Origin of the sequence: Loktanella sp. IMCC34160 (assembly GCF_004145845.1) — a bacterium.
Taxonomy (GTDB): domain Bacteria; phylum Pseudomonadota; class Alphaproteobacteria; order Rhodobacterales; family Rhodobacteraceae; genus SELP01.
Genome location: NZ_SELP01000001.1, coordinates 503,984 through 522,937, shown reverse-complemented (window position 1 = coordinate 522,937; position 18,954 = coordinate 503,984). Strand labels below are relative to the sequence as shown.

18 protein-coding genes and 1 tRNA gene are annotated in these 18,954 nt (G+C 65.0%); 11 read left to right on the top strand and 8 right to left on the bottom strand.

All coding sequences use genetic code 11. The features are described from left to right. Positions 1-130 precede the first annotated feature (130 nt). Positions 131-355: a hypothetical protein gene (locus EU803_RS18495; protein WP_165352756.1), complete on the bottom strand. Its 225-nt coding sequence runs from the start codon at positions 353-355 to the stop codon at positions 131-133. A 93-nt stretch (positions 356-448) separates the two neighbouring features. Between EU803_RS18495 and EU803_RS02560 the strand changes: the two genes are divergently transcribed. Continuing rightward, positions 449-1,336: a LysR family transcriptional regulator gene (locus EU803_RS02560; protein ID WP_165352755.1), complete on the top strand. Its 888-nt coding sequence runs from the start codon at positions 449-451 to the stop codon at positions 1,334-1,336. Between the two features lie 232 nt (positions 1,337-1,568). Here EU803_RS02560 and EU803_RS02555 read toward each other — a convergent pair whose 3' ends face one another. After that, a complete protein-coding gene (locus EU803_RS02555) occupies positions 1,569-2,975 on the bottom strand; it encodes a trypsin-like peptidase domain-containing protein (RefSeq protein ID WP_129679443.1) in 1,407 nt (468 codons plus the stop codon). Positions 2,976-3,136: 161 nt separating this feature from the next. On the opposite strand from EU803_RS02555, the gene aqpZ reads away from it, so the two are divergent. After that, positions 3,137-3,868 (top strand): aquaporin Z, encoded by a 732-nt coding sequence (gene aqpZ / locus EU803_RS02550; protein WP_277985699.1) that lies wholly within the window; start codon positions 3,137-3,139, stop codon positions 3,866-3,868. A 75-nt stretch (positions 3,869-3,943) separates the two neighbouring features. Here the strand turns inward: aqpZ and EU803_RS02545 are convergent, their stop codons facing one another. Then, positions 3,944-4,945, bottom strand: a complete 1,002-nt coding sequence (locus EU803_RS02545) for a hypothetical protein (protein ID WP_129679439.1) — start codon at positions 4,943-4,945, stop codon at positions 3,944-3,946. Between the two features lie 87 nt (positions 4,946-5,032). On the opposite strand from EU803_RS02545, the gene EU803_RS02540 reads away from it, so the two are divergent. Both EU803_RS02540 and EU803_RS02535 read left to right on the top strand, forming a co-directional pair. After that, positions 5,033-5,551, top strand: a complete 519-nt coding sequence (locus EU803_RS02540) for a hypothetical protein (protein ID WP_129679437.1) — start codon at positions 5,033-5,035, stop codon at positions 5,549-5,551. A 49-nt stretch (positions 5,552-5,600) separates the two neighbouring features. Beyond that, positions 5,601-6,239 (top strand): glutathione S-transferase family protein, encoded by a 639-nt coding sequence (locus EU803_RS02535; RefSeq protein ID WP_129679434.1) that lies wholly within the window; start codon positions 5,601-5,603, stop codon positions 6,237-6,239. Positions 6,240-6,264: 25 nt separating this feature from the next. On the opposite strand, the gene EU803_RS02530 is transcribed toward EU803_RS02535, so the two are convergent. Then, on the bottom strand, positions 6,265-6,765 hold the full coding sequence (locus EU803_RS02530; RefSeq protein ID WP_129679432.1) for an ATP-binding protein: 501 nt from the start codon (positions 6,763-6,765) through the stop codon (positions 6,265-6,267). A gap of 71 nt (positions 6,766-6,836) precedes the next feature. After that, positions 6,837-6,920 (bottom strand) — tRNA-Tyr (locus tag EU803_RS18490). Between the two features lie 153 nt (positions 6,921-7,073). On the opposite strand from EU803_RS18490, the gene rlmB reads away from it, so the two are divergent. Beyond that, positions 7,074-7,850, top strand: coding sequence for a 23S rRNA (guanosine(2251)-2'-O)-methyltransferase RlmB (gene rlmB / locus EU803_RS02525; RefSeq protein WP_129679430.1), 777 nt, complete (start codon positions 7,074-7,076; stop codon positions 7,848-7,850). Positions 7,851-7,866: 16 nt separating this feature from the next. Continuing rightward, complete coding sequence (locus EU803_RS02520; protein WP_129679428.1) at positions 7,867-8,190, top strand: hypothetical protein; 324 nt, start codon at positions 7,867-7,869, stop codon at positions 8,188-8,190. A 179-nt stretch (positions 8,191-8,369) separates the two neighbouring features. On the opposite strand, the gene groL is transcribed toward EU803_RS02520, so the two are convergent. After that, positions 8,370-10,007 (bottom strand): chaperonin GroEL, encoded by a 1,638-nt coding sequence (gene groL, locus EU803_RS02515; protein ID WP_129679426.1) that lies wholly within the window; start codon positions 10,005-10,007, stop codon positions 8,370-8,372. A 45-nt stretch (positions 10,008-10,052) separates the two neighbouring features. After that, a complete protein-coding gene (locus EU803_RS02510) occupies positions 10,053-10,340 on the bottom strand; it encodes a co-chaperone GroES (RefSeq protein ID WP_129679424.1) in 288 nt (95 codons plus the stop codon). Positions 10,341-10,692: 352 nt separating this feature from the next. Here EU803_RS02510 and EU803_RS02505 point away from each other — a divergent pair, with 352 nt between their 5' ends. The 4 genes from EU803_RS02505 to EU803_RS02490 all read left to right on the top strand — a co-directional run bounded on the left by EU803_RS02505 (position 10,693) and on the right by EU803_RS02490 (position 14,744). Then, positions 10,693-11,040 carry a hypothetical protein gene (locus EU803_RS02505; RefSeq protein ID WP_129679422.1) on the top strand — a complete coding sequence of 116 codons (348 nt, stop codon included), beginning with the start codon at positions 10,693-10,695 and terminating at the stop codon, positions 11,038-11,040. A gap of 69 nt (positions 11,041-11,109) precedes the next feature. Beyond that, positions 11,110-12,114 carry a TraB/GumN family protein gene (locus EU803_RS02500; RefSeq protein ID WP_129679420.1) on the top strand — a complete coding sequence of 335 codons (1,005 nt, stop codon included), beginning with the start codon at positions 11,110-11,112 and terminating at the stop codon, positions 12,112-12,114. Between the two features lie 70 nt (positions 12,115-12,184). Further along, positions 12,185-13,183, top strand: a complete 999-nt coding sequence (locus tag EU803_RS02495) for a LysR family transcriptional regulator (protein ID WP_129679419.1) — start codon at positions 12,185-12,187, stop codon at positions 13,181-13,183. A gap of 127 nt (positions 13,184-13,310) precedes the next feature. Continuing rightward, positions 13,311-14,744 carry an aminotransferase class V-fold PLP-dependent enzyme gene (locus EU803_RS02490; protein WP_129679417.1) on the top strand — a complete coding sequence of 478 codons (1,434 nt, stop codon included), beginning with the start codon at positions 13,311-13,313 and terminating at the stop codon, positions 14,742-14,744. On the opposite strand, the gene EU803_RS02485 is transcribed toward EU803_RS02490, so the two are convergent. Continuing rightward, positions 14,741-16,273: a trimethylamine methyltransferase family protein gene (locus tag EU803_RS02485; RefSeq protein WP_129679415.1), complete on the bottom strand. Its 1,533-nt coding sequence runs from the start codon at positions 16,271-16,273 to the stop codon at positions 14,741-14,743. The genes EU803_RS02490 and EU803_RS02485 overlap by 4 nt on opposite strands. Before the next feature lie 181 nt (positions 16,274-16,454). On the opposite strand from EU803_RS02485, the gene EU803_RS02480 reads away from it, so the two are divergent. Beyond that, entirely contained in the window at positions 16,455-18,890 is a 2,436-nt protein-coding gene (locus EU803_RS02480; protein WP_129679413.1) for an FAD-dependent oxidoreductase, read from the top strand. The last annotated feature ends 64 nt before the right edge of the window (positions 18,891-18,954 follow it).

Genomic DNA, 18,954 nt, shown 5'->3' with positions numbered 1-18,954 from the left:
GCCTAGAAGGATCGTTTCCCCCCTGCAATGGGACAGCTTGATTTCGGAACGGGCGTCCCGGATTGGCGGCGGGCACAGGACGAATGTCCCGGTCTGGCCCATGTCCGGCCAGCCGCCCCCGCGTGCGACGTCAGAAATGGCCGGGGAAATGGCTCATCATCTGTTGCACGTCATATTCGCTGGCAAAGGCATCGGGGTTGGCGTCGATCATGTCGCGGATGAAATCCCGGCGTTCTCGGTTGTCTTCGACAGCTGCGGGGCGAAACCAGTCGGCGACCCACCCGGCCGGCCGGCGGATCAGGTCGGTCAGGTGAAAGGACGGGATCGGGCTGCGGGCGATATCCAGAAAGGCCATTTTCATCTCCTCCGGTGTTCGGTTGACCCTTCAAAGCCTACGCCCGCCCCGAATATGCTGGTATCCGCTGCAAAGTTGTGTTGCTCTACAAAAATGAAGAGCCAATTCAACAATTGGTCCGATCTGCGGGTCTTCCTGGCGGTCTGCCGGTCCGGCTCGACCCTTGCTGCGTCCAAGGTTCTGGGCATGGCGCAACCGACCGTGGCCCGGCGGATTGACGCGCTCGAGCACGAGTTGGGCCTGACGCTGTTCGACCGGGACACCCGCGGGTTCAGGCCGACCCAGCACGGGCTGGCCCTGCTGCCAAAGGCCGAGGCGGTCGAAGCCGCGGCAAACACCCTGCGCGACACGGCCTCGGATCTTGCCGCCGCCCGGCCCATCCGGCTGACCTTCTTTTCCGCGAATATGTCCGCGCGGGTCGTCGAGATCTTCAACGACTTCGCCGAAGTGCACCCCGAGATTGAATTCAGGTTTATCTCCAGCAGCGCCGTCCTCGACCTGATGAAGGGAGAGGCGGATGTGGCCATGCGGATATCGCGGTCACCGCAGCACCCCGACCTGATCCGGCGCAAGATCAGCACTGCGCAGTTCACCCTTTTCGGGTCAAAATCCTATGCGGACAGATACGGCCTGCCCGTGTCGTCCGACGATTTGGCCGGTCATCGGTTCGTGACGTTCGTCCGCGAGGATATCAGCAATGCGCTGCATGATTGGCTGGTGGCGCGGGTGGCCCCCGAACAAATTCTGGCGACCTTCCACGAAATCGAATTGGCCCATGCGGCCATAAGTTCCGGCCGCGGATTGGGCATCGTGAACCTGCGGATGGCCGAAAGCCTGCCCGAGCTTATCCCCTGTTTTCCACCGGTCGAGGAATTGTCCGCCCAGCACGAAATCATGATTTCGCCCGAAGCCTACCGGCGGCCCGAAGTCCGGACATTTGTCCAGTTCTTCGCCCCCCGCTACGCCGCGATCTACAAGTAGAGGTATCGGTCGACTTCAGGGGGCGGTGGGTCAAGACCCACCTTACATCAGGGGCTCTGCCCCTCTGGCCCGTTCCGGGCCATTCACCCCGGGATATTTATTGACCCAAAGAAGGGGGCTGGGCTCAGCGTCCCTTCTCCTTTGGGTTCAAAATATCCTCGGGGGGTCATGAACGATCTGGTGGGGGGCGAAGCGCCCCCGGGTAGGGTGGGTCTTGGCCCACCGTACAGGATCAGAAGCTGCGCAGAAACAGGACCGACCGGCGGCCGTTTCGCAGGTATTCCACCCGCCAGCTGTTGCCGCCGTCGCGGATCGCCCGCATCAGGCTGGGCACATCCGGTGTGGCGGTTTCATTGAGCGACAGAAAGATATCGCCCTCGCGGAATTGCCCCCGCCGCCCCGGCGCATCGGTCACCAGAACCCCCGACAGATCGCGCGGCAGCCCCAGCCGGGCGCGCAGCCGGTCGGTGATCGGCGCGACCTCCAGCCGGTCGAACGGGGTGTCGGTGCCGGTGATGGTCCCGGCAGAGGGGTCCGGGTCGGCGGCGGGCGGCGGGGCGGGGGGCGCGGGCTGCGCAGGCGCCGCGACCAGTTCCAGCGCCCGGACCCTTTCGCGCCCGCGCCGTACGATGGTCACATCAGTGATCGCCCCGACACCCAGCGTCTTCATCCGGAAATTCAGCTCCTGCGCCGTATCCACCGGCAGCCCGCCCAGCGCGATGATCACATCCCCTACCCGCAGGCCCGCGTCGCCGAATGGGCTGTCGGGATGCATGTCGTTGATGATGATCCCCTGCGGCGGGTCGATGCCCAGCGCCTCGGCAAGGCCCGCGTCCACCGTCTGCACCACCAGCCCCGCCCAGGGTTGTTCCAGTTCCGTGGCCCCGGCCTGCGCCTGCGCCACATATTGCGCCACCAGATTGGCGGGGATCGCGAAACCGATCCCGTTCGACCCGCCCGACCGGGTCAGGATCGAGGTGTTGATGCCCAGAAGCCGCCCCTGCATATCCACCAGCGCACCCCCGGAATTGCCGGGGTTGATCGGCGCGTCGGTCTGGATGAAATAGCCCCGGCCCCGGTCCATCTCGCCGCCCGACCGGGCCAGCCCGGACACGATGCCGCTGGAAACGGTCTGGCCGATGCCGAAGGGGTTGCCGATGGCCAGCACCAGATCGCCCACCTCGGCCCGGTCGGAATTGGCGAATTCCAGCGCGGGCAGGTCGCGCGCATCGTTCAACTGGATAATCGCAAGGTCGGTTTCCGGGTCCGAGAGCAGAACCCGGCCCGAATATTCCCGCCGATCCGACAGCACGACCCGGATTTCATCGGCATTACCGACCACATGGTTGTTCGACACCACGATCCCGTCCGAACTGACAATCACGCCAGACCCGAGCGAGTTTTGCACCCTCTCACGCGGTTCCACCTGAAACAGCTGGGAAAAGAAGGGGTCATCGGCGAAGGGGCTTTGGCTGCGGACCACGCGCCGGGCGTAGATATTGACCACCGCCGGGCCCGCCTCGCGCACGATCGGTGCAAAGGACAGCTGCACCTCGGCCAGCGATCCCGGCACCCGGTCCTGCGCCTGCACCGGCAGGGCCAGAAACGCCGCCACCACGAAAATCCAAAGCCTGCGCATCGTACCGCCCTCCGGGTTACCTGCCCACAACAAAGGCCCGAAGGGTCGGGAAATCAAGGGGAAGGCCCAAGGTTGCAAGCTGTGCGCCACGCCCCAATCGCTCCTCCGGCCGCGCCCGGATGACGTTGCCTGCGGATTTTTCCCTCTGACGGTGGCCGCGCATCCCGCCACTCTGGCAGGGAAATCTTCGGAAGGGACAAACCATGAAGAAACAAGTCGCGGAATTCATCGGCACGTTCACGCTCGTGCTGTTTGGGTGTGGGGCTGCGGTCATCGGCGGCGCGGACATCGGGCTTGCCGGTATCAGCTTTGCCTTCGGGCTGGCGCTTGTCGGGATGGCCTATGCCATCGGCCCCGTTTCGGGCTGCCATATCAACCCCGCAGTATCCCTGGGCGCGGTCGCCGCGGGCAGAATGACCATGGCCGAAGCCGTCCGTTACATCATCGCGCAAGTCGCAGGCGCCATCGCCGCAGCGCTCGTGCTGATGCTGATCATGACCGGCAAGGCGGACTATTCCGTTGCTGCCAACGGCCTTGGCCAGAACGGCTGGGGGCCGGGTTATCTGGGCGAATATGGCACCCTGTCTGCCTTTGTGTTCGAGGTTGTCGCCACCTTCCTGTTCATGGTCGTCATCTTGGGGGCGACCGCCAAGGGCGCACCGGCTGCCATGGCCGGACTGGCAATTGGTCTGGCATTGGTGGTGATCCATCTGGTCGGCATCAACGTGACCGGCGTGTCGGTGAACCCAGCGCGATCCGTCGGTCCGGCTCTCTTTGCGGGCGGCACCGCGCTTGCCCAACTGTGGCTGTTTATCGTCGCCCCGATTATCGGCGCCGTCGCGGCGGGCCTTTTGTTCAAGACCGGCACGCTCGACGCTGATACGGCAGAGTAGGCACCCGGCAAGAGGAGCAGTGTTCGCTCGCCCCTTGGGGCGGGCGTATCCTTTGAAGCCACCGGCCGGATCGCCCTACCGCATCCAGAACCCTTCGGCCTTGATCTTGTTGCGGATCTTCTTTTCCGGGCGCGGCAGGTCGTTCTGGTCGAACAGTGCCCGCACCTTCTGCCCCCGGCCCTGATACACCATCCGCTTGATGGGCTCGTAGCCCTTCAGCACCTTCTTGATCCTGTTCGGCGCGGTGACCTCTTCCAGCACCTGAACCACCTTGTCGCTTTCGCGGGCGTAAAGCAGCGGGAACATCCGGTAGTGGCAGGTCACGTCGCCGTCGAGGCCCGCAAGATCCGGGCCCGGCCGCCCACCGCCGAAGGAATGGATGACCAGCGGCAGCACCACCTGATCCAGCCAGGGGTCCAGCGATTGCACCGCCAGTTCCTCGGGCCGGTTGTCGCGCACCTCGACCGCCCAATCGGTGAACCGCTGACCGAACACCGCCGGGTCCGCGCCGAAAAACCAGCCCGCGTTGAAATAGAGGTAGCGCTGCCAGTATTCATCGGGTTGCGACAGGTCGAGCGTGCTTTCAAACTCCAGTCCGAATTTGTCGTAAAGCGATTTCCAGACAACCGTGTAGCCCGGCCAGTACAGCTCTTCCTCGGGCCAGGTGCCTTCGCGCCGCATCGACGCGGCGGGGCGGTTGAAATCAATGGGCAGCGCGGTCAGCTCGTCAAGGATCAGCGTATCGCTGTCGAAGAAGACGAAAGGTTCCCCGGCGGGAAGGGCCGCAAGCCCCTCGATCTTGTTGCCATAGGGGTAGACCTCTCCGAAGTGCCGGTTCTCGAAGGGGACAATCTCGGCCCCCAGATCCGCCAGCGCATCGCGGACCGGCGCGGCGATGCGCGGGTCTTTCATCCAGCGCGGGCCGGGTTGCGGTTCCGCCACGATCAACCGACCCGAAAACCCCGGCGATTTCGCTCGCAAAGAGGCCGCAAACAACAGCGCCTCGTATTGCAGGCGACCGCCCTGCCCCACCACCATGATGTTGAAATTCTGGCCAGAAGCTTTCTTTCGCGCCATAGTCTGCTCGTACCCGCACTGATTTTGGGACCACTATAGGGCCGGGGCCTGCCCGGCGAAAGCCGCGATAACAGGAAGGATTTGACCATGTGGGAATTGATGCTGCCCTATCTGATCGGAACCGCGCTGGGGATCACGCCCGCGCCCGATGGCATGGCGCCGGACACTATGGCCGCTGCCCCCGCCGCCGCCGAAACCGCGCTGGACGATCTGTCGGCCCGCGAACCGGAACCGCAGGTGCCAACCGGCAAATTCACCACTGCCGTGGAAATCAAACCGATCCTTGGCATGACCAAGGGCAATTGGGTCGCGGTCCGGCTGTACGAGGGGCAGGACCTGCTGTATTTCACCCATCTTCTCTCCTGGCGCTGCGGCCTGTGGGAGGTCCGTTACGGGCTGAACGGCGCCCCTGCCGAAACCGTCTTTCCGCTGGAACCCTGCTATGCGGACACGGCCAGCCCGAATTCGATCACTGATATGGTGAATTTCCTACCCTACGTGACCCTGCCGCCGGACAGCGTCGAAAGCGTCTATGTCGAGATCTATTTCGACGACGGCACCATGGATTTCGCGCAGTTCAACCGGAACGAGGTGCTGATCCCCTAGCAGGGATCGGCGGCCCTGACGGGGCATATGCAGGCAACAGGTGACGTTGATGATCAAGGTTCTCGGTCGGCGCAATTCTTCCAGCGTTCAACTCGTGATGTGGACCATTGCCGAGCTGGGCCTGAAATATGACCGGGAGGATTATGGCCATGGCCATGCCTCAACCCGAACCGGTGATTACCTGAAAATGAACCCGATGGGCCGCGTCCCCGTTCTGATCGACGGAGACCTCTGCCTGTTCGAAAGCGCCGCGATCCTGCGATACCTCGCGGCGCGCTATGGGTCCGACGAGTTCTGGCCCGCAGACCCGGCCCGGAGGGCCCCTCTTGATACTTGGGCCGAATGGGGCAAGGGCACCTTCACCGAGGCGGTTCTGGAGGTATTCGTCTATGATGTTCGCCTGTCCCCGGACACCCGCGATCCGGCCATCCTGCGCGACGCGACCGCACGGCTGATCCCACTGGCAGCGATGCTGGACCAACGCATCGGCGATGGACCGTGGCTGGATGGTGAGCGGTTTACTTTCGCCGACATCGCCTGCGGACACATCCTGCACAGATACCATAGCCTGAACTGGTCGCGACCGGCGCTAGCCAATCTCGGTCAATACTATGATCGCCTGCAAACCCGACCCGCCTATCGCGACCATGCGATGGTTTCCTACGAAGACCTCAGAGGTTCATATTAGGGTCCGGCTTTCTAACCCAAGGGGGCTATCGCTGGTCCGGCCCGTGGGGCACCACGGTGAACCCTTCGTCCTCCGTGGGCGGGCTGAAGTGCTTTGACACCTGCGCGAATTGCGCCTCGGTCGCGGCAAAGGGGTGGTCGCCCGCCGCGTTGCGGGCGTGCAGCCGGTCCAGACAGACCGCATCGGGCGGGGTCAGCAGGTGCAGCCGGTGATCCGCCCCGCTGTCGTCCAGCACCCGCCGCATCCATGCCCGCTGCCCCGGCGTGTTGGCCGGAAAATCGAGAACAACCGAGACTCCGGCCCGCAGCAGCCCCGCCACATGCGGCCCCATCGCCGCCTGAAGCCGGGTGGAACAACGGACATAATCGGCAAGGCTGGTCATCTGGGCCCCGTAAAGCGCGGCAAGCCAGTGATCCTCGGAAATCAGGACCGCCCCCGACTCGGCTGCGATCCGCGCCGCAAGGGTCGACTTGCCCGCAGCGATCTTGCCACAGAACAGGTGAAGCATGGGACGGGTCGTGGTCATGGGCGCAACCATGCCGAACAACCCCGGCCCGCGCAATCGCGGCATCACCATCGTTTTGAATTTGGGGGGGATGGTGGGCGACCCTGGAATCGAACCAGGCATGGGTCTCCCCGGCGGAGTTACAGTCCGCTGCCGCACCTTGCAGCTCGTCGCCCGAACGGCGCCCGAAGGGCCGTTGCGAGGGGCTGAATATGCGCAGCACGTAGCCCCGTCAAGGCGAAATTCACCCCCTTTTCCGGCTTTCCCTTGCACCCCGGCGCGGCCCGTCGCATTCAGGGGGAACCGTGAAATCACAAGGCGCATTTGCCATGAAGAAACCCAAGTGGGTCGTCGAAAAGGAACAGGCCAAGCGGGCGGCCGCCGCCGAAACCGTCTGGCTGTTCGGGCTGCACGCGGTGCGCGACGCGCTGTTGAACCCCGCACGGACCCGGCTGCGGCTGGTCGTGACCCTGAACGCCGAGGCGAAACTGGCCGATGCCATCGCCGCCTCCGGCATGACGCCCGAGATCTCGGACCCGCGCAAATTCGCGGCCCCCGTCCCCGCCGACAGCGTCCATCAGGGTGCCGCGCTCGAGGTCAAGCCGCTGGATTGGGGGCGGCTGGAGGATGTGGCGATCCCAGCGGGCGACCGCCCGGCCCGGATCGTCCTTCTGGACCGGGTGACTGACCCGCATAACGTCGGTGCGATCCTGCGCTCGGCCGAGGTGTTCGGTGCCCTGGCTGTCGTCGGCGTGCAGCGCCATTCGGCCCCCGAAACCGGGGCACTGGCCAAGACCGCCAGCGGCGCGCTGGAACGGCAACCCTATCTGCGCATCCGCAATCTGGCCGAAGGGATGGAGGCGCTGAAGGACATGGGCTACCTCGTGCTCGGTCTGGATGGCGAGGCAGAGCAGACCATCGAACAGGCGATCGAGGGGCAGCGCGACCGGCCCGTGGCGCTGGTCCTTGGGGCCGAGGGGCCAGGGCTGCGCGACAAGACCAAGACCACCTGTGACGCCTTGGTGCGGATCGACTTTGCCGGCGGGTTCGGGTCGCTCAATGTCTCGAACGCGGCGGCGGTCGCCCTATATGCATCGAAAGGCTGATGGATAGGAGGCGCCGGTGCCGGTAACCAAGATCGCGACCTGTTGCTACTGCGGAAATCGCGCAGTGCTGGAATTGCGCGGCAAGGTGCGGCACGAACTGGCCTGTTCCAGCTGCGGTGCGCCCCTGCACGACCTGAAGCGCATTCCGCGGAAAGACGACTCGTCGGCCCGGAAATCGATTCCCGCACACCGGTCGGCCCCGGCCCATCCGGCCCGGTCCATGCCCCATGACCCGCCGGACCGCCCCCGCAAGGCGAAACGAAAGTCCCGCAACGGGTTCCGGCTGTGGGGCAAGATCGCCGAGGAAATCTGGGACGGGATCGAAGATATCTTCGACTGAGGTTGGCAGATCGCCTCGCCGGGTCGCGCAGCGGCCCGGCACACGCCCGCCCGCCCCCAAGGCGGGCGTGTTCCACGCCCACCCGGGCGGCCGCGTGCCTTGTCGACAGTTCCGATCCCACAATAGAAAAGGGGCCGCCTTTCGGCAGCCCCTTCCCCATGATCCGTTGGATCGGCAGATTACATCATGCCGCCCATGCCGCCCATGTCGGGCATGCCGCCCGCCGGGGCGTCTTTCTGCGGCTTGTCGGCAACCATGGCTTCGGTGGTGATCAGCAGGCCAGCAACCGAAGCTGCGTCCTGAAGCGCGGTCCGCACAACCTTGGCCGGGTCGATCACGCCGAACTTGAACATGTCGCCATATTCTTCGGTCTGCGCGTTGAACCCGAAGGTCGGGTCGTTGCTCTCGCGGATTTTGCCAGCGACAACCGCACCGTCAACGCCCGAGTTCTCTGCGATCTGACGCAGCGGAGCCTCGATGGCCTTGCGGATGATGTTGATGCCGACGTCCTGATCGCTGTTGGCGCCCTTGAGGCCTTCAAGGCTCTTGCCAGCCTGAACCAGTGCGACACCACCCCCAACGACAACACCTTCCTGCACAGCAGCGCGGGTTGCGTTCAGAGCGTCATCAACGCGGTCCTTGCGTTCCTTGACTTCCACTTCGGTCATGCCGCCGACGCGGATGACGGCAACACCGCCAGCCAGCTTGGCCACACGTTCCTGAAGCTTTTCACGGTCGTAGTCCGAAGAGGTTTCTTCGATCTGGTTGCGGATCTGGGCCACGCGGGCTTCGATCTCGGCCTTTTCACCGGCACCGTCGACGATGGTGGTCTCGTCCTTGGTGATCGACACTTTCTTGGCGGTGCCAAGCATGTCGATGGTGACGCTTTCCAGCTTCATGCCGAGGTCTTCCGAGATCACCTGACCGCCGGTCAGGATCGCGATGTCCTGCAGCATGGCCTTGCGGCGATCGCCGAAGCCCGGTGCCTTGACGGCAGCGATCTTCAGACCGCCACGCAGCTTGTTCACAACGAGGGTCGCGAGGGCTTCGCCTTCGACATCTTCGGCGATGATCAGGAGCGGCTTCTGCGACTGGATCACCGATTCCAGCAGCGGAACCATCGGCTGCAGCGAAGACAGTTTCTTCTCGTGCAGCAGGATCATGCAGTCTTCAAGCTCTGCAATCATCTTGTCGGTGTTGGTCACGAAGTAGGGCGACAGGTAGCCGCGGTCGAACTGCATGCCTTCGACGACGTCGGTTTCGGTTTCAAGACCTTTGTTCTCTTCAACCGTGATGACGCCTTCGTTGCCGACCTTCTGCATCGCCTCGGCGATCTGGCGGCCGATTTCGGTTTCGCCGTTGGCGGAGATGGTGCCGACCTGCGCAACTTCGGCGCTGTCGTTGACCGGGCGGGCGGCGGCGCGGATGGCTTCGACGACCTTGACGGTGGCCATGTCGATGCCGCGCTTCAGATCCATCGGGTTCATGCCAGCGGCAACCGACTTCATGCCTTCCTTGACGATGGCCTGGGCCAGAACGGTGGCGGTGGTGGTGCCGTCACCGGCTTCGTCGTTGGTGCGGGAAGCAACTTCCTTCACCATCTGGGCGCCCATGTTCTCGAACTTGTCTTCCAGTTCGATTTCCTTGGCGACAGACACACCGTCCTTGGTGATGCGCGGGGCACCGAACGACTTGTCCAGAACCACGTTGCGGCCTTTCGGGCCCAGGGTCACCTTCACCGCGTTGGCAAGGGTGTTGACGCCCTTGAGCATGCGGTTGCGGGCATCGGTATCGAATTTGACGTCCTTAGCAGCCATTGCTGTATTCCTCGTCTAAAGTTGGTTTCAGGGAAGGGGCGTATCTCAGGCGATGATGCCGAGAATGTCGCTTTCCTTCATGATCAGCAGGTCTTCACCCTCGACGGTGACTTCGGTGCCGGACCACTTGCCGAACAGAACGCGGTCACCGGCCTTGACGGCCATCGCGATCAGTTCGCCGGAATCCTTGCGGGCCCCTTCGCCACAGGCCACGATTTCGCCTTCGGCGGGCTTTTCCTTGGCGCTGTCGGGAATGATCAGACCACCCTTGGTTTTTTCGTCGGATTCGACGCGGCGGACCAGAACGCGGTCGTGCAGCGGTTTGAAAGCCATCGTTGCAGCTCCTTGACTGTCAATTATCTCTGTCAGACCCCTCCTCCGGGGCCGTTAGCACTCATTCAGGTCGAGTGCTAACGGCGGAGAGGTATGGGACGGCCCCGCCTCTGTCAAGAACCGGAGGGGCAAAAAAGTCACGCAATCGAGAGGAGAGTTCCAAAGGGGCTTTGCGGAATCGCGTGACCGGGCTATCACCGCCGCACAAACCGCCCGAACTCCGGGCCGGAAAAGGAGGCTGCAATGTCGAGAGGTTATAACTTTACCGCCTGCTAGGCCGGTTGCAGCCCTATGGCGGACCGCTTGCCTGTCCGCCTTCGTCTTGAACAGACCCTTTTCCAGGACCATTCCAATGTTTTCCCCGATCTTCGTGGTCGACCATCGTGTCGTCCCCGCCCCCTTTCCCGCCGATCCACGGCACAAGGACCGCCCCCATGTCCGGCGCGGACAGGCGCAGCGGCTTGACCTCTGGCCCGACCTGCACGCCGCGCCGCATGGCCCCGCCGATGCGCCCATTCCCGATGTCCCCATGGCACAGCATCGGGCGCTTCTGATCGAACTGGCCAGTGACCCGCGCTTTGCCCGCGATGCCCGCCCTGCCCCGCGCCCCGGCCTGCGGGTGCGGCTGGGACAGGCGTTGATGCGGCTGGGTTGGCGGCTGGTGCGCGGCCCGGGCGGCGAGCCCCGTCAGGCGGGCTGATCCGGTGGACACCGGACCGGCCCGCCGCTAGCCTTCCCGCACGCCCCGGCTTGCATAAAGGTTTGTCCATTGCGTCTGTTTCGTTCCCTTGCCGCCCTCGCCCTTTCTGCCGGCCTCGGCACCCCGGTTGCCGCGCTGTGCGACGGCCCGCCGATCACCGAGATGCTGACCCAAGGGGAACTGACCGACCTGTCCGAACTGATCGCGCAGACCCCTTTCGCCGATGGCCTGTATTGGGAGGCGACCAGGGGCGAGGAGGTGCTGCATATCCTTGGCACCATCCACCTGCCCGACCGGCGGCTGCCCAAGGTTTTCGGCATGGCCTTTCCCGACCTTTCCGGGGCGGATCTTCTGTTGGTCGAAGCGACGCTGGAAGATCAGCGCGCGCTTCAGCGGCACATCGTGTCGAACCCGCCCTTGTTCACCATCACCGAAGGCCCGACCCTGCCCGACCTGCTGGCGCCGGACATCTGGGCGGCTCTTGAGCAGGCGGCGATCGCCCGGGGCATTCCCGGCTTCATGGCCGCCAAGATGCAGCCGTGGTTCCTGTCGCTGAACCTGTCGATGGCCCCCTGTGCCGCCGCCGCGATGGCCGCCGGGGACGTGGGGCTTGATACCATGCTGATGAACGCGGTGGCCGACACGGGCACCCAAGTGCAATCGCTGGAAGACTGGCGCACCACACTCGATTTCCTTGCCTCCGGCACCTTCGAGGAACAGGTCACCGGGCTGGAGGCCAGCTTGATGCCCAATGACGTTCAGGATGCGATGATGGTCGCCCTGACCGACGCCTATTTCGAAGGGCAGCCGATCCGGGGCTGGTATCTGGCCAAGATCACCGGACGGTTCGTCCCTTCGATGACCGCCGAAGAATTCGACGCCCTTTTTGCCGAGATGGAACAGACAATGCTGACCGACCGAAACATCGCCTGGATCCCGGTGATCGAAACGGCGGCGTCGGCAACCGACGGCCCCGTCTTCATCGCCTTTGGGGCGGCCCACCTGCCCGGCGATACCGGCGTTCTGTCGCTGTTGCAGGCGAACGGCTGGACCCTGACCAGGCTGGACGGCTGACCGCGCCGCGCTTGACGCAGTTTCGAAAAACCCGAAACTGTGCGGGTCAGGTGTCCGGGATGAACAGGCCATGGAACGATCCCCGCTCAGCCTCAAATGGCTGGAAGCTTTTCAGGCCGTCGCCCGCTGCGGCACGCTGCGCGACGGGGCCGACAGCCTTGGGGTGTCGATCAGCACCGCGTCGCACCACTTGACCTGCCTTGAAACCGCGCTTGGCACCCCGCTTCTGGATCACGGCAGGCGGCCGATGCGGCTGACCCCCGCCGGTGAAACCCTGCTGCGGCGGGTGGACGAGGCGATGTGGCTGTTGCGGATGGGGGTGTCGGACCTGTGGTCCGGCGATCTGGCCAGCGTGGTGCGCCTGTTGCGCATCGCCCATCTGGAAGACTTCGACACCGATGTCGCGCCCGCGTTGGTGCAGCACCTGTCCGCTGCCATGCCGCGCTGCGATTTTTCCATGCTCTCGCGCCCCTCGCACGAGGTGATCGAGCTTCTGGAAACCGAACAGGTGGACGTGGGCATCGCCGCCGCGATGGACCGCGAAGCGCCGGGGCTGATCGAAGACGCGATCCTGCGCGACCCCTTCATCCTGGTCACGCCCCGGTCCCTGCCCGGCCCCGCCCCCGACCTGACCGCCCTTCAGGGGCAGGCCGACGCCCTGCCGCTTCTGCGCTACAGCCGCAAACAGCAGATCGGCCGCCGGATCGAGGCGCAGCTGCGGCGGCTGGGCGCGCGGTTCCCGCAACGGATGGAGTTCGAAAGCACCCACGCCATCCTTGCCATGGTCGCGGCCGGGCGGGGGTGGACCATCACCACCGCGCTGACCTTCGCCCGCGCCCAGCGCTATCACGGCGAGCTATGCGCCGCGCCCGTGCCGGGACGGGCATTTTCCCGGACCATCGCCCTGATCTGCCGCGAAGACCTGCCCGCCCCGATCCGCGCCCTGATCGAAACCGGGCTGCGCGGGGCAGTGCAGCGGCAGATCATCGACCAGACCATCACGCGCTACCCATGGCTGGCCGGACGGTTCGAAATGCTGGCAAGCGAGACGAACGCAGGCTCGACCTAGATTTCGAATGCGGCAGAAATCCCGGCCTCGCCCGTCGCATGCGCGAAGCGGATGCCAAAATATTGCAGGCGCAATTCTTTTGAAAATCCGGCATACTGGCGCCACCCCTTAAAGGACGAGGCACCCAATGGCAGACCGGAACAACAGGGGACGCGGCCTTACCGACGCGCAAGCCCAGGCGCTGACCGATGCCGCTGCTGCGGCCCAACGTTACCGCGAAGACCTACCCGATGCACCCGCGCGACCGACCGTCGATCTGGACAGCGCGGTGGCGAAATTCCTGACCGGGATGCCCGAGACCGGCAGCCCCGAAGACGAGGTGATCGCACATATCATTCGCGACGCCGAAGGCGCGATCCACAGCATGGCGCGGCCGTCGTTCTATGGCTATGTGCTCGGCGGATCGCATCCTGTCGGGGTCGCGGCTGACTTTCTCGTTTCGGCCTGGGGTCAGAACGCCGGATCGTCGTTCGAAACGCCCGCTGTCACCGGAATGGAACGCGCCGTCTGCGACTGGGTGATCGACCTGCTGTCTCTGCCTCCCGAAAGTGGCGCGGGGCTGGTCACCGGGGGAACAGTGGCCAATATGGTCGGCATCATGTCGGCGCGGCATGCGCTGCTTGCCGCCCGTGGCTGGGATGTGGAGGCTGACGGGCTGTTCGGCGCGCCCGAGTTTCCGATCCTTATCGGGGCCGACGCGCATTCCGCACCCTTCGCCGCCCTTCGCTATGCGGGCCTTGGGGCGGCCCGCGCAAAAAGGGTCGCGACCGACGCGGAAGGCAGGATCAAGCCCGCCGCGCTTGAAAAGGCGCTGGCGGACTGCGATGCCCCGCCCCTCGTCGTTCTTCAGGCCGGGCAGATCAACACCGGCGCCTTCGATCCGTTTGCAGAGCTGATACCCCTTGTCAGGGAAAAGAAGGGCTGGGTTCACGTGGACGGGGCATTTGGGCTTTGGCTCGCCGCTGTGCCGGACCTGCGCGACCGGCTCGCCCATGTCGGCGACGCAGACAGTTGGGCCGTCGATCTTCACAAATGGCTGAATGCGCCGTTTGACGCGGGCATGGTGATCGTGCGCGATCGCGCGCCGCTGGTGGCCTCCATGTCTGCGCGCGGGGCCTATCTTCCGGATACCACGGCCCATTGGGAACCCTCCGATTCCACACCCGAACTGTCACGCCGGGCGCGTGGCATTCCAAGCTATGCCATTCTCAGGCATCTGGGGCGGGCCGGCGTCCGCGAACTTGTCGCCCGGCATTGCAGGCTGGCCGCGCGCATCGCCGCCAAGGTCTCGGCGCATCCGGGCATTTCGGTTCTGAACGAGATTCATTCCAATCAGGTCGCGATTGCCTGTGGGGACGGCCCGGACGGCGACGATCTGACCATGCGCGTGCTGCATCGTGTCCAGGACCGCGGCAAGGTCTATCCGACACATGGGGAATGGGCCGGGCGCAAGATCATCCGGGTCTCTGTCATCGGATATGCCATGCAGGACGAGGACGCCGACCTGCTGGCCAGCGAAATCATCGGCGCCTACGACGTCTGCGTGAATGATCCGGCCTAGGGACCGGAGGGAACGGGCCTGATCGGAAACGCCGCCCGGATCGCCCGATCCTGTTCGGTGCTCAGGTAGTCGGGGCGGTGCGTGTCCAGAATGTCCCGCGCAGTTTCCCGTGCCCTGTCCCAGATGTCCGGCGCGCCCTTTTCGGCCCATGTCACCGGCGGGTCGCGGTCGGCCAACGGGGGATAGTAATAGTCCCGCTCCATCGCCGCGCGGGTCTGGGCGTGGCCAAGGAAATGCCCCTCGCCCAGCACGCTGTCGCAGATCGCCTCAAAACCCAGCGTCTCCTCGCTCACCTCGATCCCGCGCAGCGTCCGGTAGATGTGTCCGATCATCTCGTTGTCCAGAACGAAAGCCTCGAAACTCGCCCCCAGAAGCGAGGCGGTCATGCCCGAGCTTTCATAGATCAGGTTGCCCCCGGCCAGACCGGCGGCCAGCGCGGTCAGCCCCTTTTCGGCCCCGTATTGCGCGTCGATCGCCTTGGCATCGGTCATTGACGAGGCCACCCCCGACGGCAGCCCCAGCCAGTTAGACAACTGGGCCGAGGCAGCGTTCATCACCGCGATCTCTCCGCCGCCGCCCGCGAAGGCCCCGGTGCGCAGGTCGATCACCAGCGGCCAGTTGGAAAACACCATCGGAAACCCCGGCCGGATCGCATGGACCATCACTAGGCTGGCCAGCGTTTCCGCCAGCGATTGCGCCAGAAACCCGGCAAGGGTCGCGGGCGCGGTCGCCCCGGATTGCGCGGCGGTGATGCAGGACATGGGGATGTTGTGCCGGATGCATTCATAGACCACATCCACCGCGTCCTCGCCAAACCGCATGGGCGAGATGACCGGACTGATATGCGCCTTGAGGAAGGGGCGTTTCGAAAACGCGCGGTCGCCCCCCGCCACGATATCCAGCAGCGAAACGATGGGCGCAACGTGGTCCGCAAGGGTGAAGGAGGTCGCGACCGGTTTCGTGGTGTTGCGGACCAGCGCATAGGCCGTGTTCACATCGAGGTCGAACACATCCGGAAGGTCGGTGGCGACGCAGCAACGGGTGAACCAGCTGACATTTTCCAGCCGGTCCTGAAGCCGGGTAAAATCATGCAGGTCCGCAAGGGTCGAGGGGCGGTAAAGCCCGGTCTCAAGGTCCAGCGTCTGCACCGCCGCGCCGCCGGTTCCGAAATGAACCGCCTCGCCGCCCACCGTGATCGACCGGGCCTCGTCCCGTCCGTGCAGGGTGAAGACCCGCGCGGCCGCCGCGATGGCGTCCTCGACCAGCGCGCGGGGGAACAGCACCCGGCCCCGCCCGTCCGCGACCGCGCCCGCCGCCAGAAGGTCGGCGCGCAGGCGGGCGGGCACCTCGCCCAGGCCCAGTTCCGCCAAAAGCCGCAGGGCGGTGTCATAGATCGCCCGCAAATCGGCATCGGACAGGGGCCGATACTGCCCGCCCCGCTGCCCCGGTGGGCAGGGGTTGTCCGGGCCTGCCGCCCGCAGGGCCAACCGGTCCTGTCGTCCGCCACTGCGCCTGCGCGGCCTGTCCATCCCGCATTCCTCCTGCCCGTCACGGGACAGCAAAAGCCAGTTCCCGCAGGGGATCAACGAAACTGTCGCGCCTGCATGTCTTTCGCATTCCACATTCGAATATTTCGAAACTGTGCCCCTCCCCTTGATCGACGGGGGCAAAGCGGCGGACATGGGCGCGACGGGCCAAAGGGGACAGGCGATGAAGACACGGACAAAGGTTGTGGTGATCGGCGGCGGGATCGCGGGCTGTTCCACGCTCTATCACCTGACGCAGGAGGGCTGGACCGATGTCATGCTGCTTGAAAGGGACGAACTGACCTCTGGCACCACTTGGCATTCAGCGGCGCAGGTGACGAATTTCGGCATGAACCAGACGATGGTCGGGCTGAAAAGCCATTCCATCGCGCTGTATAAGGAACTGTCCGAAGACCCCGACTATCCGATCAATTACCACCACGGCGACGGCGGCATCCGGCTGGCCAATACCGAGGCGCAGATGGACGGCTACCGGCATTTTGCGTCGATGGCCCGCGGCATGGGCGTGAATTTCGAGGTGATCGACGCGGCGGAATGCGCCCGCCGTCACCCGCTGATTTCCACTGACAACCTGATTGGCGGGCTGTGGGACCCGCTGGACGGGGATATCGACCCGGCGCAGCTGTGTCAGGCGCTGGCCCGCCGCGCCCGCACCGCCGGGGCCGAGGTGCACCGCCAGACCCCCGTCACCGCCCTGCGCCAATTGTCCGATGACACATGGGAGGTGGAGACACCCAAGGGCACGATCCACGCCGATATCGTCGTCAACGCCTGCGGCTACCGGGTGAACGAGGTCGGCGCGATGATGGGCGTCCACCACCCCGTCATGTCGATGGAGCACCAGTATTTCCTGACCGAGGAAATCCCCGCGATCCGCGACGCGGGCCACCGGATGCCGCTGATCCGCTGCCCGATCAGCGACTATTACTGCCGACAGGAAAAGAACGGCCTGCTTGTCGGGTTCTACGAACAGGGCTGCAAGACATGGGGGATGGACGGGATCGACCCGAATTTCGTCAATGCGCTCTGCCCCGACGATCTGGACCGGGTGACGGATGTGCTGGAAGGGGCCTTTGCCCGGATGCCCGCCCTGACCGAGGTCGGCATCCACACCGTCGTCAACGGGCCGATCACCTATACGATCGACGGCGCGCCGCTGGTCGGGCCAATTCCCGGTAAACGCAACGCCTTTTGCATCATCGGCCTGCGGGCTGGTCTGGGAGAAGGCGGCGGTCACGGCTGGCTTCTGGCGCAGCAGATCGTCCATGGCGAGGCCTGCTATGACACCTGGGTGCTGGACCCGCGCCGGTTCACCGGACACGCCAATGTCGAACTGACCGCCCTGAAGGCGATCGAGGATTACCAGAACGAATTCCGCTTTCACTATCCGCACGAACACCGGCCCGCCGGGCGGCCGATGAAGACCACCCCCCTGACCCCGATCCTTGCCGCCGAGGGGGCGGAGTTTGGCGTGGTCAACGGCTGGGAACGGGTCGATTACATCAAACCCGCACCGGATTTCGCGGAAACGCTGGGGTTCCGCTTCAACGAGGTGCACGCGGTCGTCGGGGCCGAGGTGGAGGCCGTGCAGACCAATGTCGGCCTGACCGAGGTGAACGGGTTCAACCGCTACGAAATCACCGGTGCGGACGCACAAGGCTTCCTTGACCGGATGATCTGCGGGCGTCTGCCGCGTAAGCCGGGGCGGGTCGGCCTTGCCTATCTGCTGAACCACCACGGGATGCTGAAATCCGAGGCGACCATCGCCAACCTGCCCGCCTCAGACCGGGGGCCGGACCGGATCTGGTTCGGGTCGGCGGCGGCGGCGGAGTATCACGATATGGACTGGCTGCGGGCGCATCTGCACGCGGGCGAGGATGTCACGATCCGGTCACTGACCAACGATTGGACCATCCTTGTGCTGGCCGGGCCAAAGGCGCGCGATGTGTTGTCGGCCGCGTCGCGTAGCGATTGGTCGGCGGCCGCGTTCCCGTGGCTGTCGGTGCGCGAATGTTTCGTCGGCATCGCCCCGGCCGTGGTCATGGCGGTCAGCTATTCGGGCGAACTGGCCTATGAAATCCACGTGCCCAACGCCCAGCTTTACGCGGCCTATCTTGCGCTGCTCCGCGCGGGGGATGCCCACGGGCTGCGCCTGTTCGGCAGCCGCGCGGTAGATGCGATGCGGCTGGAAAAGGGATACCTGCACTGGAAATCCGACATCCTGACCGAATTTGACCCGTTCGAGGCCGGGCTGGGCCGGTTCGTGACGCTGGACAAGCCCGGCTTTGTCGGGCGCGAGGCGCTCTTGGCCCGCACCGCCACGGGGCCGCGCAAGCGGCTGGTGACGCTTGCGGTCGACTGCGACGACCGGTCGGCGCGGCCCGGATCATCGGTCATGGCCGATGGGCGGGTCGTCGGCACCGTCACCTCGGGCGAGTGGGGATACCGTACCAACCTGAACCTTGCGCTGGCCTATCTGGACCCCGACCGGGCAGAGGTCGGGACGGAAGTAGCCATTGACATGCTGGGCACCCATTTCCCCGCCCGCGTGATCCCGCCCTGCCCCTATGACCCGGACAACAGCCGGGTGCGGGGCTGAGGCTGGGGCCTGCAAACACCGCAGGCATGCGGCCGCCCACCCCATGGCGGGCGCATGCCAGGCC

Excerpts from the sequence above, each read along its gene's own strand:
- EU803_RS02545 (WP_129679439.1), bottom strand. The coding sequence starts at position 4,945 with ATGGCGCGAAAGAAAGCTTCTGGCCAGAATTTCAACATCATGGTGGTG.
- EU803_RS02490 (WP_129679417.1), top strand. The coding sequence starts at position 13,311 with ATGGCAGACCGGAACAACAGGGGACGCGGCCTTACCGACGCGCAAGCC.
- EU803_RS02530 (WP_129679432.1), bottom strand. The coding sequence starts at position 6,765 with ATGACCACGACCCGTCCCATGCTTCACCTGTTCTGTGGCAAGATCGCT.
- EU803_RS02560 (WP_165352755.1), top strand. The coding sequence starts at position 449 with ATGAAGAGCCAATTCAACAATTGGTCCGATCTGCGGGTCTTCCTGGCG.
- EU803_RS02540 (WP_129679437.1), top strand. The coding sequence starts at position 5,033 with ATGTGGGAATTGATGCTGCCCTATCTGATCGGAACCGCGCTGGGGATC.
- EU803_RS02555 (WP_129679443.1), bottom strand. The coding sequence starts at position 2,975 with ATGCGCAGGCTTTGGATTTTCGTGGTGGCGGCGTTTCTGGCCCTGCCG.
- EU803_RS02505 (WP_129679422.1), top strand. The coding sequence starts at position 10,693 with ATGTTTTCCCCGATCTTCGTGGTCGACCATCGTGTCGTCCCCGCCCCC.
- EU803_RS02480 (WP_129679413.1), top strand. The coding sequence starts at position 16,455 with ATGAAGACACGGACAAAGGTTGTGGTGATCGGCGGCGGGATCGCGGGC.
- EU803_RS02510 (WP_129679424.1), bottom strand. The coding sequence starts at position 10,340 with ATGGCTTTCAAACCGCTGCACGACCGCGTTCTGGTCCGCCGCGTCGAA.
- EU803_RS02485 (WP_129679415.1), bottom strand. The coding sequence starts at position 16,273 with ATGGACAGGCCGCGCAGGCGCAGTGGCGGACGACAGGACCGGTTGGCC.
- EU803_RS02495 (WP_129679419.1), top strand. The coding sequence starts at position 12,185 with ATGGAACGATCCCCGCTCAGCCTCAAATGGCTGGAAGCTTTTCAGGCC.
- rlmB (WP_129679430.1), top strand. The coding sequence starts at position 7,074 with ATGAAGAAACCCAAGTGGGTCGTCGAAAAGGAACAGGCCAAGCGGGCG.
- groL (WP_129679426.1), bottom strand. The coding sequence starts at position 10,007 with ATGGCTGCTAAGGACGTCAAATTCGATACCGATGCCCGCAACCGCATG.
- EU803_RS02535 (WP_129679434.1), top strand. The coding sequence starts at position 5,601 with ATGATCAAGGTTCTCGGTCGGCGCAATTCTTCCAGCGTTCAACTCGTG.
- EU803_RS18495 (WP_165352756.1), bottom strand. The coding sequence starts at position 355 with ATGGCCTTTCTGGATATCGCCCGCAGCCCGATCCCGTCCTTTCACCTG.